This window comes from Bradyrhizobium sp. BTAi1 (genome assembly GCF_000015165.1).
In the GTDB taxonomy this organism is placed as follows: domain Bacteria; phylum Pseudomonadota; class Alphaproteobacteria; order Rhizobiales; family Xanthobacteraceae; genus Bradyrhizobium; species Bradyrhizobium denitrificans.
The window spans coordinates 7,241,425-7,255,475 of the sequence record NC_009485.1 but is presented as its reverse complement, the minus strand read 5'-3'; the positions used below and the strand labels follow the sequence as shown (position 1 = coordinate 7,255,475).

Here is a 14,051-nt window from a genome sequence, read left to right as displayed (position 1 = left end):
GACGGTGTATGTGGGTTACAGCAGCTTGCCGATTGCGACGGCAGTGTCGGCCATGCGGTTGGAGAAGCCCCACTCATTGTCGTACCAGGACATCACGCGCACGAGGTTGCCGTTCATGACCTTGGTCTGGTCCTGGTGGAACGTCGAGGAGTGCGGATCGTGGTTGAAGTCGATCGAGACGTTCGGCGCCGTGGTGTAGCCGAGGATGCCCTTCAGCTCCTGCTCGCTGGCGCGCTTCATCGCCTCGTTGATCTCCTTCGGATCGGTGTTGCGCTTGGCGACGATCTTGAGGTCGACCACCGAGACGTTCGGCGTCGGCACGCGGATCGCGACGCCGTCGAGCTTGCCCTTCAGCTCGGGGAGCACGAGGCCGATCGCCTTGGCCGCACCGGTCGAGGTCGGGATCATCGACATCGCCGCCGCGCGGCCGCGATAGAGATCCTTGTGCATGGTGTCGAGCGTCGGCTGGTCGCCGGTGTAGGCGTGGATCGTGGTCATGAAGCCGGTCTCGATGCCCACCAGATCGTTCAGCACCTTGGCGATCGGCGCCAGGCAGTTGGTGGTGCACGAACCGTTGGAGACGACCAGATGATCCTTGGTCAGCGTCGTGTGGTTGACGCCGTAGACGATGGTGGCGTCGGCGCCGTCGGCCGGCGCCGAGACCAGCACGCGCTTGGCGCCGGCGGTCAGATGCGCGGAGGCCTTGTCCTTGGAGGTGAAGATGCCGGTGCATTCGAGCGCGATGTCGACGCCGAGATCCTTCCACGGCAGCTTCGACGGATCGCGCTCGGCGGTCACCTTGATCTTGCCGCGGCCGATATCGATGCTGTCGCCGTCGACGGTCACGGTGTGGGGGAAGCGGCCATGCACGCTGTCGAAGCGAAGCAGATGGGCATTGGTCTCGACCGGGCCGAGATCGTTGATGCCGACCACCTCGATGTCCTTGCGACCCGACTCCGCGATGGCGCGCAGAACGTTACGGCCAATGCGGCCAAACCCGTTGATCCCGACCCGGACTGCCATGTTCGTCTCCTTCAATGACGTTTCTCGTCCCCGTCTGCGACCCTTTCGGAAGGGCGCCACGAGGGTTTTGGAACTAATGCCGACCGGTTCTGCCGGACGGGAGCGGACGATATGAGCCCTTGGTAGCCCGTTTTTGCGCCAATCTCAACTGTCTGATGGCGATCCTGATCCTGAGGCGCCTGCCGCCGTGATCAGCGCCAGCAACTCGTCGCCGTAATGTTCAAGCTTCTTGTCACCGATCCCGGGGATGTCGCGAAGCTGCCCGAGCGTGGCCGGCCGGGCGCTGGCGATGCCATCGATGGTTGCGTCGTGCAGCACGACATAGGCTGGTACACCACGCTTGCGCGCGATCTCCGAGCGCCAGGCCCGCAGGCGCGCGAGCAGCGTGGCATCGCCTGCCGCGGCCGGCCGCTGCACCAGGTCGCCACGCCGCGATTTGCTGCGGATCGCACGGCCGGTGCTCGCCGTCTGCTCGCGCAGCAGGATCGGCGTCTCGCCCTTCAACACGCCGCGCGCGCTCTCCGTCAGCTTCAGCGCGCCATAGGCCTCGCTGTCCGGCGCGAGATGGCCCATCGCCACCAGCTGGCGCAGCGCCGCGCGCCATTGCTTCTCATTAAGTTCGCGCCCGACGCCGAACACTGACAATTGATCATGTCCGAACTGCTTGACGCGCTCGGTCGCGCGCCCCACCAGCACGTCGATCAAATGCATGGCGCCGAAGCGCTGCCCGGTGCGATAGGCACAGGACAGCAACTTTTGCGCGATCACTTTGCCGTCGCGCACCTGCGGCGGCGACAGGCAATTGTCGCAATTGCCACATTTCTCGTCCGCCGGGGTCTCGCCGAAATAGCTCAGGAGCAGCCGGCGCCGGCAGCCGGCGGTCTCGGCCAGCGCCACCAGCGCGTCGAGCTTGCGGATCGACACCCGCTTGAACGCCTCGGCGCCGGTGGACTCGTCGATCATCCGGCGCTGCTGCACGATGTCGGACAGGCCGTAGGCCATCCAGGCGGTCGACGGCTTGCCGTCGCGCCCGGCGCGTCCGGTTTCCTGGTAGTAGGCCTCGATGCTTTTCGGCAGATCGAGATGCGCCACGAAGCGCACGTCGGGCTTGTCGATGCCCATGCCGAAGGCGACGGTCGCGACGACGACGATGCCGTCCTCGTTGATGAAGCGGTCCTGGTTGCGCGAACGCACGCTCGCCTCGAGCCCGGCATGATAGGGGATCGCGGTGATGCCGGCCTCGGTCAGCGCCGCCGCGGTATCCTCGACCTTGGCGCGTGACAGGCAGTAGACTACGCCGGCGTCACCCGGGTGGCGCTCCTTGATGAAGGCCTTCAGCTGCGCCGGCCCGTTGTTCTTGTCGACGATCTCGTAGCGGATGTTCGGGCGGTCGAAGCTCGCGACGAATTGCGGTGCGTCGGTGAGGCCGAGCCGTTCGGCGATCTCCTTGCGCGTCAGCTCGTCGGCGGTCGCGGTCAGCGCGATGCGCGGCACCTCGGGGAAGCGTTCGGCAATGATCGACAGGCCGATATATTCCGGGCGGAAATCGTGCCCCCATTGCGACACGCAATGCGCCTCGTCGATCGCGAACAACGCGATGTCAGCGCGCTCCAGCAGCGCCAGGCAGCGCGGCGTCACCAGCCGCTCCGGCGCGACGTAAAGTAAATCGAGATCGCCGGCGATGAGCCGCCGCTCGACCTCGTCGGCCTCCTCGCGCGACAGCGTCGAGTTCAGCACCGCGGCATTGACGCCCGCCTCGGTCAGCCCGGCGACCTGGTCGCGCATCAAGGCAATCAGCGGCGAGACGACGATTCCGCAGCCTTTGCGCAGCAGCGCCGGCAGCTGATAGCACAGCGACTTGCCGCCGCCGGTCGGCATCAGCACCAGGCAATTGCCGCCCGCGGTGACATGCCGGACCACCTTCTCCTGCGCGCCGCGAAAGCCCGGCAGCCCGAACACCGAATGCAGCACGGCCAGCGCGCGATCGGCCGTATCGGTCGTGGCGTTGGGGGCTGAGGCCATGGGTGGAGTGAGCGTCCGCAGGTCGGGAGAACAGGGGCGTCAAGCCGCGCCGGTTCTCGTATTGTCCTCGTCTTTGCGCGTCACAGTCAATGCCGCTCCTCGTCCTGAGGAGCTTGGCGAAGCCAAGCGTCTCGAAGGACGAGGCCCGTGATCTCGACCCGGGCCTCATGGTTCGAGACGGCGCTTTGCGCCTCCTCACCATGAGGGTTGAGATCGGAGGCTGGCGATGCAGCCGCTTGCGGCAGGATCAGCCCAGCCGCTTCACGGCCGCGTCCACGGCGGCCTCGGCGGTGATGCCGAAATGCTTGTAGAGCTCCTTGTAGGGGCCGCTCTCGCCGAACGAATGCATGCCGATGAAGATGCCGTCCGAGCCGATCACGGCGTCCCAGCCCCAGCGCACCGCGGCCTCGATCGCGATCTTGACCGGTGCCTTGCCGATGATGGCGGCCTTCGCGTCCTCCGGCTGCTCCAGCAGCAGCTCCAGCGACGGCACCGAGACCACGCGCGCTGGAATGCCACGTTCGGCGAGCTGCTTCTGCGCGGCGACCGCGATCTCGACCTCGGAGCCGGTGGCGAACAGCGACACCTTGGCCTCGCCTTGGGCTGCGACCAGCTCATAGCCGCCATGGCTGCACGGATTGTCCGACGGGGCCGAGGTGCGCAGCTGCGGCAGGTTCTGCCGCGTCAACGCCAGCACGGTTGGCCCGTTGGTGCGGTTCAGCGCCAGCTCCCAGCACTCGGCGGTCTCGACCGCATCGGCCGGGCGGAACACGCGCATGTTCGGGATCGCGCGCAACGCCGCCAGATGCTCCACCGGCTGATGCGTCGGGCCGTCCTCGCCGAGGCCGATCGAGTCGTGCGTCAGGACATAGACGACGCCGGCACCCATCAGCGCCGACAGCCGCATCGCGCCGCGGGCATAGTCGGAGAACACCAGGAAGGTGGCGCCGTTCGGCGCGAAGCCGCCATGCAGAAAGATGCCGTTCATGGCCGCGGCCATGCCGTGCTCGCGGATGCCGTAATGGATGAAGCGGCCCTTCGGCGTCTTGGCCGAGAACGAGGTGGCCGACTTCGCCTTGTTGTTGTTGGAGCCGGTGAGGTCGGCGGAGCCTGCGACGAATTCGAACGGCATCGCCGCGGCGATCACCTCGATCGCGGCCTCCGACGATTTGCGCGTCGCGATGTTGAGCGGGGTCTCCAGCAGCGCCTTCTTGTGGTCCTTCAGCGCTTTTGCGAGCGCCGCGGGACGCTCATGGCGCAACCGGCGCTCGAACTCGGCGCGCTTGCGCGGGCCCATCTCGGCGAGCCGCGTCTCCCATTCGGCGCGCGCAGGCGCGCCGCGGCGGCCGGCCTCGCGCCAGGCCGCCAGCACGTCGTCCGGCACCGAGAACGGTTCCAGGGAGATGCCGAGCTTCTCCTTGGCGCCCTTCAATTCCTCCGGCCCGAGCGCCTCGCCATGCACCTTGGAGGTGCCGGCCTTGGTCGGGGCGCCATAGCCGATCGTGGTCTTGCAGGCGATCAGCGACGGCCTGGAGGATTTCTGCGCACGGGCAATCGCGGCGGCGATCGCCTCCGGATCATGGCCGTCGATCAGCTCGGCGGCCCAGCCGGCCGACTTGAAGCGCTTCACCTGGTCGACCGAGTCGGCGATCGACAGCGGGCCGTCGATCGAGATGCCGTTGTCGTCCCACAGCACGATCAGCTTGTTGAGCTTCCAGTGCCCGGCCATCGCGATCGCTTCCTGGGAGATGCCCTCCATCAGGTCGCCGTCGGAGGCCAGCACGTAAGTGTGATGGTCGACGATCTTCTTGCCATATTCAGCCTGCAGCATCTTCTCGGCCAGCGCCATGCCGACGGCGGTCGAGATGCCCTGGCCGAGCGGGCCGGTGGTGGTCTCGATGCCCTTGGTGCGGAAGTTTTCCGGATGGCCGGGGGTGAGCGAATCGACCTGGCGGAAACGCTTGATCTGGTCGAGCGTCATCTCCTCGTTGCCGGTGAGATACAGCAGCGCGTAGAGCAGCATCGAGCCGTGGCCGGCCGACAGCACGAAGCGGTCGCGGTCCGGCCAGGCGGGCGCTGCAGCATCATATTTCAGCACGCGGGTGAACAGCACGGTGGCGACATCGGCGGCGCCCATCGGCAGGCCGGGATGGCCCGATTTCGCCTTCTCGACGGCATCCATCGCGAGCGCGCGGATGGCGTTGGCCATGCGGGAATGATCGACCTGCGTCATGCTGGAATCCGTCCAAACGTGAAGTGCTGATGACAAGAGAGCCGCCGGTATCGCTGGCGGGCCCGGAATTTGCGGGCTGATTAGCACCTCGGTTCCGGGAATCAAAGGCAATGCAACGTCCCGGGCCGCCCAAAAGTTGCTTAGTAGTGCATAGTTTCGGCCGAGCGTTGCGCTTGGCTCGTCCAGCACGTAAGATTTTGCCCGTAAACGCTTGCCGGACAGCGGCTTTTGTCGCTATCCCGGCGATGGAAGGGCCTCGCATCCGCCTCATGAACGATCACCCTGCCAATCTTGCCGGTCAGGTGGAACCCGGCGCCGCCGATCTTGAGGCGGCGACGCGGCGCCTGATGACCGCGCTCGACGCGCTGGAGAGCGCAGTCGAGCGGCGGCGGGAGGCTGATCGGGACGAGGACGAGCTGGCGACGCGGATCCAGGCGCTCGGCGCCGATCGCTCCCGCCTCGCGGATGAACTCGACGGCTCGCTGATGAAAACGCGCCGGCTCGAGCGCACCAATCGCGAGATCGCCGAGCGCCTCGATAGCGCGATCGGCACCATTCGCGCGGTGCTCAATGGCGGCGACGCGCAGGACAAGGCGCATCATGATGAGGATGACGAATGAGCCACATCAACGTCACCATCAACGGCCGCCAATATCGCATGGCCTGCGAGGAGGGCCAGGAGCTCAGGCTGCTGAAGCTCGCCGAGAGCCTCGAATCCCGCATCACCAATCTGCGCGGCAAGTTCGGCGAGATCGGTGACGCCAGGCTCACCGTGATGGCGGCGCTCACGGTGTGCGACGAACTGATCGACGCCAATCAGCGCGTGCAGATGCTGGAGCAGGAGCTCGAAGGCCTGCGCAATGTGCGCAACCAGTCCGCCGACCGCGCCCGCGCGACGCAGGTTGCCGTGGCCAAGGCGCTGAACGCCGCCGCCGAGCGCATCGAGCGCACCACGCAGGTGCTGAACCGCACGATCGGCGGTGGCGTGGCGATCGGGTAGGTTGCTACGACATATAACTGATCAGTTTGATCAATCATCATTGACTTGCTCCGTCATTGCGAGCGCAGCGAAGCAATCCAGGGCTGAGCAAAGACTCAGCATTGTTTCGCAGCACTCGCCATCAATGACAGAGCCAGATCCATCAGTGGCAGGATGGAATGTACGCTCGCGCCGTGGCCTCACAATTGCAGCTCGATCGCCGCCTTGTCGATGACCGACCACACCTCGGCGATCCTGCCCTCGCGGAATGCGTAGAACACGTGCTCGGCGAAGGCGACGCGCCGGCCGTTGACGGGGAGGCCGAGAAACGTGCCGCGCGGCCGGCAATCGAAGCTCAGGATGCTCGCGACATGTGGCGGGTTTGATAGCAACAGGCGGATGTCGAAGCGAAGGTCTGGAATTTCGGCGAAATTGCCCATTAGCATGTCGTTATAGCCTGCGAGCCCGATCTGCCGCCCGTTGTGGACGACATGCTCGTGCACGAAATTGCCGAGCTGCGGCCAGTCCTGCGCGTTCAGGCACGCGATGTAGGCGCGATAGCGCGCGCCGAGTTCGGTTGCGGTCATGGCGCTAAGCTCTGTTCGAAACGTGAGTCAGCCAACATCTCGCAACCGCAACGGTTCCGGCAATGCGATCAGAGGCCCTCGATGATCGTTGCGATGGTTTGCAACGGGAATGCCGCCGCCACGGCGCCGATGACGAGGCCGACGGTCCCCAGCACAACGGCGCCGATCCAGCCGCCGGAGTGAAGACCTAGCAGGCCGTTGAAGAAGTCTGCTTTCGGTCGGATTTGAGTCTCCGGGTCGGCTGGTAAGCGCCGAGTGTCGGCTTTGTGCGGCGCTTGGACCCTGAGCCGAGGTGCCTCATGCGGTTGCCTCCAACAGTCTTGGCAGGCGGATCAGATTGTAGGCCGCCAGCGCCAGCTTGAAGGCGGCATCGACGCGGGCGCGGCCTCGGAACTTGACCTTGGCAAGGCCGGCCGAGGCCTTGATCCAGCCGAACACCTCCTCGATGCGCTTGCGGCAGCGTTGGCTGACCGCGTAGCCGGCGTGACGCAGCGTTCTCCGGTCGATCGCGGTCTTGCGTGGCTTGCCGGTCTTGCTCAAATGCCCGTCGATGGCGATGTGCGGCGTCACCGAACGGCTTCTCAGCTCTCCGACAAAGTCGGTGACGTCGTAAGCCTTGTCGGCCCCCAGCGTGATCCGGCGCGTGCGATCGCCGCGATGGCGGTCGATCAGTTCCAGCGCCTGATCCCGCTCCGCGGTGCCGGTTGCCTGGCTGACGCCGCCCAGCACGGCGAGGCCATTGCGGTTCTCCATTAAGGTATGAGCCATGTAGCAGAGCTTCGCCGGCTGGCCCTCGCCCTTCTTGTACAGCCGCGCCTCGGGATCGGTCGTGCTCTGATGCGTCTCGTTGCTGCGCTTTTCCTTGTGGAAGCTGCGCTCGGCGTTGCGGCCCGGACCGTCATTGTCCTGATCGCCGCCGTCCTTGCGGCGGAAGCTTTTGATCGACGCCCACGCCTCGATCAGCGTGCCGTCGACCGAGAAGTGGTCGCTCGACAGCAGCCGCTTCACCTCGGGCCGAGCCAGCAGCGCCGTCAGAAACTTCGCCGCGATCTCGCCCTCCAGCAGCCGGTCACGGTTCTTGGAGAAGGTCGAATGATCCCATACCGCGTCGTCCATGCCCAGGCCGACAAACCAGCGGAACAGCAGGTCGAAGTCCAGCCGCTCCATCAATTGCCGCTCCGAGCGAATGCCGTAAAACGCCTGCAGCAGCATCGCCCGCAGCAGTTTCTCCGGCGCGATCGACGGCCGGCCGAACGCGGTGTAGAGCGCTTCGAAGTCCCTTGAAAGGTCAGCCAGTGCCGCATTGGCAAGCCGCCTTATTGTCCGCAGCGGGTGGTCGGCACGAACCCGATCCTCCAAATCTACATAGCTGAACAGGGATCCCGTCCGTTCGTCGCTTCCTCGCATCGTCCGCCCCTCAATCCAGCCGGACCTAAGGAATCATGACGAGAGGCCCGACGCCACTGACTTCTTCAACAGCCTGCTAAGGCGGCACCGACGAATGTGCCGGCCGCGATCGCGCAGACAGCCCAGATCGCGTGAAGGATGTGCCCGATCGTTCTCAGCATGCGTGATCCCGCGCGGCAGCGATCTCATCCGTCCTCGATGATTCGTCAGGTCGCCCGGCCATTGTGCAGCAGCGAAGCTGATCACATCGCCGCGATACGATCGTGTTGCAAACGCTTGTCGTTCTCCGCGAGCTGACTTACTGCTTGCGTCAGCGGACCTGTCGAGTCCTGCAAGCATAAGCGGGGTCATCCGCATCAGGGAGGTTTCATGAAGACGCGGATCAAGGCGGCTGCGGCCATTGCCTTCACCATGATCGTCACGCCGCTCGCTGCCGCACCTCTGCCCGAAGCCAAGCCCGACGAGGTCGGCTTCTCGCAATCCGGCCTGGACCGCATGGACGCTTTCTTCGCCCGCGAGATCGCCGCCAAGCGCGTGCCCGGCGCCGTGGTGGCGATCGCGCGCGATGGCAAGCTGGTGCACTACAAGGCCTATGGCCAGCTCGATCCGGTCAAGGGCACGCCGATGCCGCTCGATGCGATCTTTGCCCTGGCCTCGATGACAAAGCCGATGGCGGCGGTCGGCGCGCTCACCTTGATGGAGCAGGGCCGGCTGCCGCTGCAGGCGAAGCTCGCCGATTATTATCCGGCGTTCGCGGACATGAAGGTCGGCGTGGTGCAGGAGGGCGGAGCGCTGCAGTTCGAGCCGCAGCGGCGCCCGATCCTGATCCATGATCTCTATCGCCACACTTCGGGCCTGATGTATGGCGGCCGGCCGGACAGCGCGAGCCCGGTGGCGCGGCTCTATCCGGACGGCATCGCGCCGGCGATCGAGGGCGACACCCAGGCCTTCATCGAGCGCCTCACCAAGCTGCCGCTGGCGCATCAGCCGGGCACGCAGTTCGAATATGGCTTCTCCATCGACGTGCTCGGCGCCGTCGTCGAGAAGGTCTCAGAGCAGCGGCTCGGCGACTATCTTTCCAACAATCTATGGAAGCCGCTCGGCATGGTCGATGCCACCTTCGCGCCGACCGAGGCGCAGCGGCCGCGGCTGGCGCGGCCGTTCCCGAACGATCCGCTCACCGGCAAGCCGCAGGCGATCAAGCTCCTGGACACGCCGACCAGGTCGGATTGCGGCGGCGCCTGTTCGTTTGCGACCATCGGCGACTACATCCGCTTCGGCCAGATGCTGCTCAATGGCGGCGAGCTCGACGGTGTGCGCATCCTGAGCCCGAAGACAGTGCATCACATGACCTCCAACCATCTGGGACCGGAGATCAAGAACACCGTCGCCAATGTCGAGCCGCATCGCGCCGGCTTCGGCTTCGGCCTCAGCGTCGCCGTGCGCGTGAGCGAGGGCCTTTCTGCTGTCCCCGGCAATCCCGGCGAGTTCAGCTGGAACGGCGCCTTCGGCACGCAGTTCTTCTGCGATCCCAAGGAGCGCCTCGTTGTGGTGGTCGGCACGGCGTCGCCCGGGGACTTGCGCAAATATTATCGCGAGCAGGTGCAGGACATCGTCTATGGCGCGATGGTAAGGTAGCGCATGCTCACCGTTCATCATCTCGGAAAATCCCAATCCGAACGCATCGTCTGGCTCTGCGAGGAGCTGGAGATCCCCCACGATCTGAAATGTTACGCGCGCGACGCCAAGACCATCCTGGCGCCCGCGGAGTACAAGGCGCTGCATGCCATCGGCGCCGCGCCCGTCATCACCGACGGCGAGCTGCAACTCGCCGAGTCCGGGGCGATCGTCGAGTACATCACCGCGAAATACGGCCAGGGGCGCTTGCGGCCCGGTCCCGACGATCCCGGCTTTGCCCCGTTCCTGTATTGGTTTCACTTCGCCAACGGCACGCTGCAGGCGGCGATGGGGCGGCTGATGATCCTGAACCGGCTCAATCTGCCCGAGGACAATCCCATGCTGTTGGCGATGCGCGGGCGCGTCGATCGCGCCTTCGCCGCCGTCGAGGCGCGCTGCGGCGAGACGGATTATCTGGCCGGCAACGCGCTGACCAGCGCCGACATCATGACCGTGTTCTCGCTGACCACGATGCGCTACTTCCTGCCCTACGACCTCGCGCCGTTCCCCAACATCCGCGCCTATCTGGCGCGGATCGGCGCGCGCCCCGCTTATCAGCGGGCCATGGCCAAGGGCGATCCGGGCATGGAGCTGTTGTTGAGCTGAGAAAAGTTGTTTGACGATCGCTCGTGCGGCAGGCGCGGTGCACCTCGCCCCGCTTGCGGGAAGAGGTCGGATTGCATCGCCAGATGCAATCCGGGTGAGGGGGGACAGGTCTCACCGCATGCACTTCCCGTGCGGCTGCCCCTCACCCCAACCCTCTCCCCGTAAGAACGGGGAGAGGGAGCTGACCGTCTCTGCCGTGATAGCTCGCTTTTCAGTTTCCACCTATCTGCTCGCATCGCTGCGATAAGCGATTGAGCGCCAGCTGGCATCGGATCACGTCGATCCCTCACTTCTGACGTTTGCGGCTCCAGTCCAGGAACGAGCGATACAGCTCCTCCTTCTCGGCCTTCGTCGTCGGCGCCTTGGCCTGCGAGGCCAGGAACGCCTCGAAGCGCTCCTGTTGCGACAGGCTGCCGGTTGCGGCCGGCGGCAGGCCGACATCGGCTTCCTTCCTCATGCGCTCCAGCACCGTCTCGACGTAGGGATAGCGTTGCCAGCCCGGCACCTGGGCGTCGAGATTGAGATCCTTCCAGCCCGGATGAAACGGCGGCTGCTGCAGGCGGGCGAGGTTGGTGAACAGCGTCTCGACGAAACGGTTGACGCGGTCGGCGCGGTCGCTGCCGGGCTTCCAATTGTAGACGGCGAGCACCGAAGGGACCGCGATCGTCTCGATCGAGGTATCTGGCGCGAGCAGCGCCGGATAGGTCTCGGCCTTGATCGCCGTGGGATAATAGAAGTCCGAGAACTGGCTGGTGTAGGGGATCGGCACGAAGTGAAAGCCCGGGTCGGCCGCCTTCATGCTGCTGAACACCTCGCCCGGCTTCGAGGCGACATAGACCATCGCCGCAATCTCGCCCTTGTGCAGCTTCTCCAGCGCGACCGGTCCGCCAACCGCGACCGGCTCGATGTCGATGCCAAGTCGCCGGAAGATCAGCGGGCCGGTATGCGCCGCGGCGACGCCGGCCGTGCCGACCGCAATCTTCTGGCCTCTGAGATCCTGCAGCGACTTGAACTCATTGCGTGCATAGATATGCACATCGGAGATGAAGAATCGCAGCACATAGCGGATGCGGTCGTTGATGTTGGCGAGCCCGGCCTGCCTCACATAAAAGTCGAACGCATCGGCATAGGTGATCGCGACGTCGACGCCGCGCAGATAGAGCAGGTCGGCGATGTTCGACGTCGTGCCGCGCGTCACCATCGGAATCAGGCGCATATTGTCGCCGTCATCCATCGTCCGCGCCATCTCGCTGGCGAAGCGCACGAAGCCGCCATCGGGCAGGCCCGCGGCGAGGCCGACGGTCCATTGGTTCATGCGCGTCTTGGTCGCGGTTTCGTCCGCTGCGCTGTGTGGCTCGGGCACACGCGCCTGCGCGGCCCGAGGCTCGACAGCCCGTCGTTCCGCCGTGCGGGCGGGCTTGAGGGAGAGCGGCGTCGCAGGCTGATCCCTGATGAGATCCTGAGCCAGCGCCACGGGCCCGGCAGTGAACAAGACAGCAGAGGTCAGCGCCAGCGCGATCAGCGCTGGACCAGCGGGCGTTCGACGCATGATGATCATCCTCGATCGCGTCTGCCCGCGTGTCCCCGTGAGCAGACTAATATGGCCGCTTCAATCTAAGGTCGTGTGAACGTGTGATATAAACCTGGCGGATTTGCGGCGACAGCTACCTAGGGTTTTAGGTAGCTCCAGCCGCTCTCTTGAAGTTCCATCAGCCTCACAGCGCCCGAGGGCACGAGGCTGGCTTCGGCGACGATCGCGATCGGGTGGCCTTCGCGCTTCTCCATGCCGCGCTTGGTGATGTTGCAGGCGGAGAACTTGATCTTGGCGGGAAAGCTGAGCTCGGCGATCTGCTTGAGCCGGTCCTTCACCGGCGACGTGTCCTCGCGCAGCATGTTGAGCCCGGGCCCGTAGGTGACGAGCTCGATCTCGACCTCCTCGCCCTTCTCCTTGAAGGTCTCCATGATGTTGCTGGCGTTGTTGAGGGCCAGATTCATGATCGCCGGATCGTTCTGATCGACCTGGATCGCGACACGGTGAATCTTGACCTCGGCGCTGAGGCTCGCGCCCGCCGATGCGATCAACAGCGCGCAGGCCGCTGTGACTGTCCTGAGATCGAAGCGCATGCCAGTCTCCAATGGACGCTACAGATATGTACGCTACTGGGCATTGGTGGTCATGATCCGGCACAACCACTGCTGCAATCGTTGAGCCTCAATCATGGCGACACTATGCGCGGCTTGTGCCGCGCTGCCTCGCTGGCAGCCTCGCGGGACAGCGGAATGTGTGGCGGCCTCGCGTCGTCGCGATACGGGCCTTCTCGCACGGCCCCTTTGCACAACGGGCAATCCGCGTCGGCTCTGCCGTGATCGGCTCGACCGTCGCAAACCCACAACTGTCATCGTCCGCGAAAGCGGGCGATCCAGTACGCCGCGGCCTCTCGGCTCCGTCACCGCGGCCTCGGAGTATTGGGGCGCCCGGTCACGTCTTCGCCTTCGACGCGGCCGCCATGAGCCCCCGGGGCGCGCCGAAGCTTGAGCGAAGGCTGCAACCCGGGCCACGACAGCGAGTTGCAGGCCTAGTCTCGCCTTATCACGTCCACCGCTGGCAAAATCACCCCGCGATGGTTACATTGGCTCGGCGAGGCTGCGACGCGCGTCCGGAACCAACATATCCCCGGGGCCTTATCGATCCTTTAGGGAACTGTCCCTGGCCAGGTCCGTGGACCTGGACATATGGTGCCCACCTACTTTCGTAGGGAACTCCGGGATCGAGCGTTTCAACGGCGATTGCGGCTTCGCGCTTCACTCTCTTCCCTCATCTCTCTGCCCTCATTTCTCTGTTCTCCGTCCCCATCGGTTGCCGGTCCCCAGCGTTTCTGAGAACGTTCGATCGCCCGCCGTCCGCGGGCCTCCCCGGAGGTCACGTCGCATGCCGATGAAGGCCGCACAGCAGTCCAAGCAGCAGTTGCGAGCCAACGCGCTTGCCGCGCGCGATGCGCTGAGCGAGGATGCCCGCAAGGCGGCCGCAGCGACGATTGCCGCCCGCGGCCTGCCGTTCGCGCTGCAGCCGGGCGCCGTCGTCGCCGGCTATGTCGCGATTCGCAGCGAGCTCGATCCGGCCCCCCTGATGCTGAGACTTGCCGCCGCCGGGGCCCGGCTGGCGCTGCCGGCGATCACCGCGCGGGGCCACGCGCTGACCTTCCGGGCCTTCGCGCCGGACGATCGGCTGGTGATGGGGTCGCTTGGCATCCCCGAACCGTCGCCGGCCGCCGCCGAGCTGATCCCGAACGTCATGCTGGTGCCGCTCGCGGCCTTCGACCGCGCCGGCCACCGCATCGGCTATGGCGGCGGCTACTACGACTACACCTTTTCGCACCTGCGGAAGGCGCATCATGTCATCGGCGTCGGTCTCGGTTTCGCCATCCAGGAAACCGCTGCGGTGCCGGCCCTGGCCCACGACGCCGCGCTGGATTATGTGCTAACCGAACGCGAGACCTTCGATTTCCGGAGCAAATGA

The 14,051-nt window shown here is 65.5% G+C and carries 12 protein-coding genes and 1 other RNA gene; 6 read left to right on the top strand and 7 right to left on the bottom strand.

Annotation, left to right across the window (positions count from 1 at the left end; all coding sequences use genetic code 11):
• Positions 1-15: 15 nt before the first annotated feature.
• The 3 genes from gap to tkt form a co-directional block, all read right to left on the bottom strand.
• Positions 16-1,023 (bottom strand): type I glyceraldehyde-3-phosphate dehydrogenase, encoded by a 1,008-nt coding sequence (gene gap, locus BBTA_RS32430; RefSeq protein WP_012046745.1) that lies wholly within the window; start codon positions 1,021-1,023, stop codon positions 16-18.
• Between the two features lie 144 nt (positions 1,024-1,167).
• A complete protein-coding gene (recQ, locus tag BBTA_RS32425) occupies positions 1,168-3,045 on the bottom strand; it encodes a DNA helicase RecQ (RefSeq protein WP_012046744.1) in 1,878 nt (625 codons plus the stop codon).
• Between the two features lie 247 nt (positions 3,046-3,292).
• Positions 3,293-5,278 carry a transketolase gene (tkt, locus tag BBTA_RS32420; RefSeq protein WP_012046743.1) on the bottom strand — a complete coding sequence of 662 codons (1,986 nt, stop codon included), beginning with the start codon at positions 5,276-5,278 and terminating at the stop codon, positions 3,293-3,295.
• 269 nt (positions 5,279-5,547) lie between these two features.
• Here tkt and BBTA_RS32415 point away from each other — a divergent pair, with 269 nt between their 5' ends.
• Positions 5,548-5,898 carry a DUF4164 domain-containing protein gene (locus tag BBTA_RS32415; RefSeq protein ID WP_012046742.1) on the top strand — a complete coding sequence of 117 codons (351 nt, stop codon included), beginning with the start codon at positions 5,548-5,550 and terminating at the stop codon, positions 5,896-5,898.
• Positions 5,895-6,278, top strand: coding sequence for a cell division protein ZapA (locus BBTA_RS32410; RefSeq protein ID WP_012046741.1), 384 nt, complete (start codon positions 5,895-5,897; stop codon positions 6,276-6,278). The genes BBTA_RS32415 and BBTA_RS32410 overlap by 4 nt, the downstream gene beginning before the upstream one ends.
• Before the next feature lie 179 nt (positions 6,279-6,457).
• Here the strand turns inward: BBTA_RS32410 and BBTA_RS32405 are convergent, their stop codons facing one another.
• Positions 6,458-6,844 (bottom strand): ester cyclase, encoded by a 387-nt coding sequence (locus BBTA_RS32405; protein WP_012046740.1) that lies wholly within the window; start codon positions 6,842-6,844, stop codon positions 6,458-6,460.
• Positions 6,845-7,141: 297 nt separating this feature from the next.
• Positions 7,142-8,251, bottom strand: coding sequence for an IS5-like element ISBrsp7 family transposase (locus tag BBTA_RS32400; protein ID WP_012043985.1), 1,110 nt, complete (start codon positions 8,249-8,251; stop codon positions 7,142-7,144).
• 369 nt (positions 8,252-8,620) lie between these two features.
• On the opposite strand from BBTA_RS32400, the gene BBTA_RS32395 reads away from it, so the two are divergent.
• Both BBTA_RS32395 and BBTA_RS32390 read left to right on the top strand, forming a co-directional pair.
• A complete protein-coding gene (locus tag BBTA_RS32395) occupies positions 8,621-9,889 on the top strand; it encodes a serine hydrolase (RefSeq protein WP_012046739.1) in 1,269 nt (422 codons plus the stop codon).
• 3 nt (positions 9,890-9,892) lie between these two features.
• Complete coding sequence (locus BBTA_RS32390; protein ID WP_012046738.1) at positions 9,893-10,534, top strand: glutathione S-transferase family protein; 642 nt, start codon at positions 9,893-9,895, stop codon at positions 10,532-10,534.
• A gap of 286 nt (positions 10,535-10,820) precedes the next feature.
• Here BBTA_RS32390 and BBTA_RS32385 read toward each other — a convergent pair whose 3' ends face one another.
• The gene (locus BBTA_RS32385) at positions 10,821-12,083 is read right to left on the bottom strand and encodes a TAXI family TRAP transporter solute-binding subunit (protein ID WP_012046737.1); all 1,263 of its coding nucleotides are present in this window, start codon (positions 12,081-12,083) and stop codon (positions 10,821-10,823) included.
• Between the two features lie 119 nt (positions 12,084-12,202).
• On the bottom strand, positions 12,203-12,658 hold the full coding sequence (locus tag BBTA_RS32380; protein WP_012046736.1) for a DsrE family protein: 456 nt from the start codon (positions 12,656-12,658) through the stop codon (positions 12,203-12,205).
• 514 nt (positions 12,659-13,172) lie between these two features.
• Here BBTA_RS32380 and ssrS point away from each other — a divergent pair.
• Positions 13,173-13,334, top strand: a non-coding RNA gene (gene ssrS / locus BBTA_RS38515) — 6S RNA.
• Between the two features lie 135 nt (positions 13,335-13,469).
• Positions 13,470-14,051, top strand: a complete 582-nt coding sequence (locus BBTA_RS32375) for a 5-formyltetrahydrofolate cyclo-ligase (RefSeq protein ID WP_012046735.1) — start codon at positions 13,470-13,472, stop codon at positions 14,049-14,051.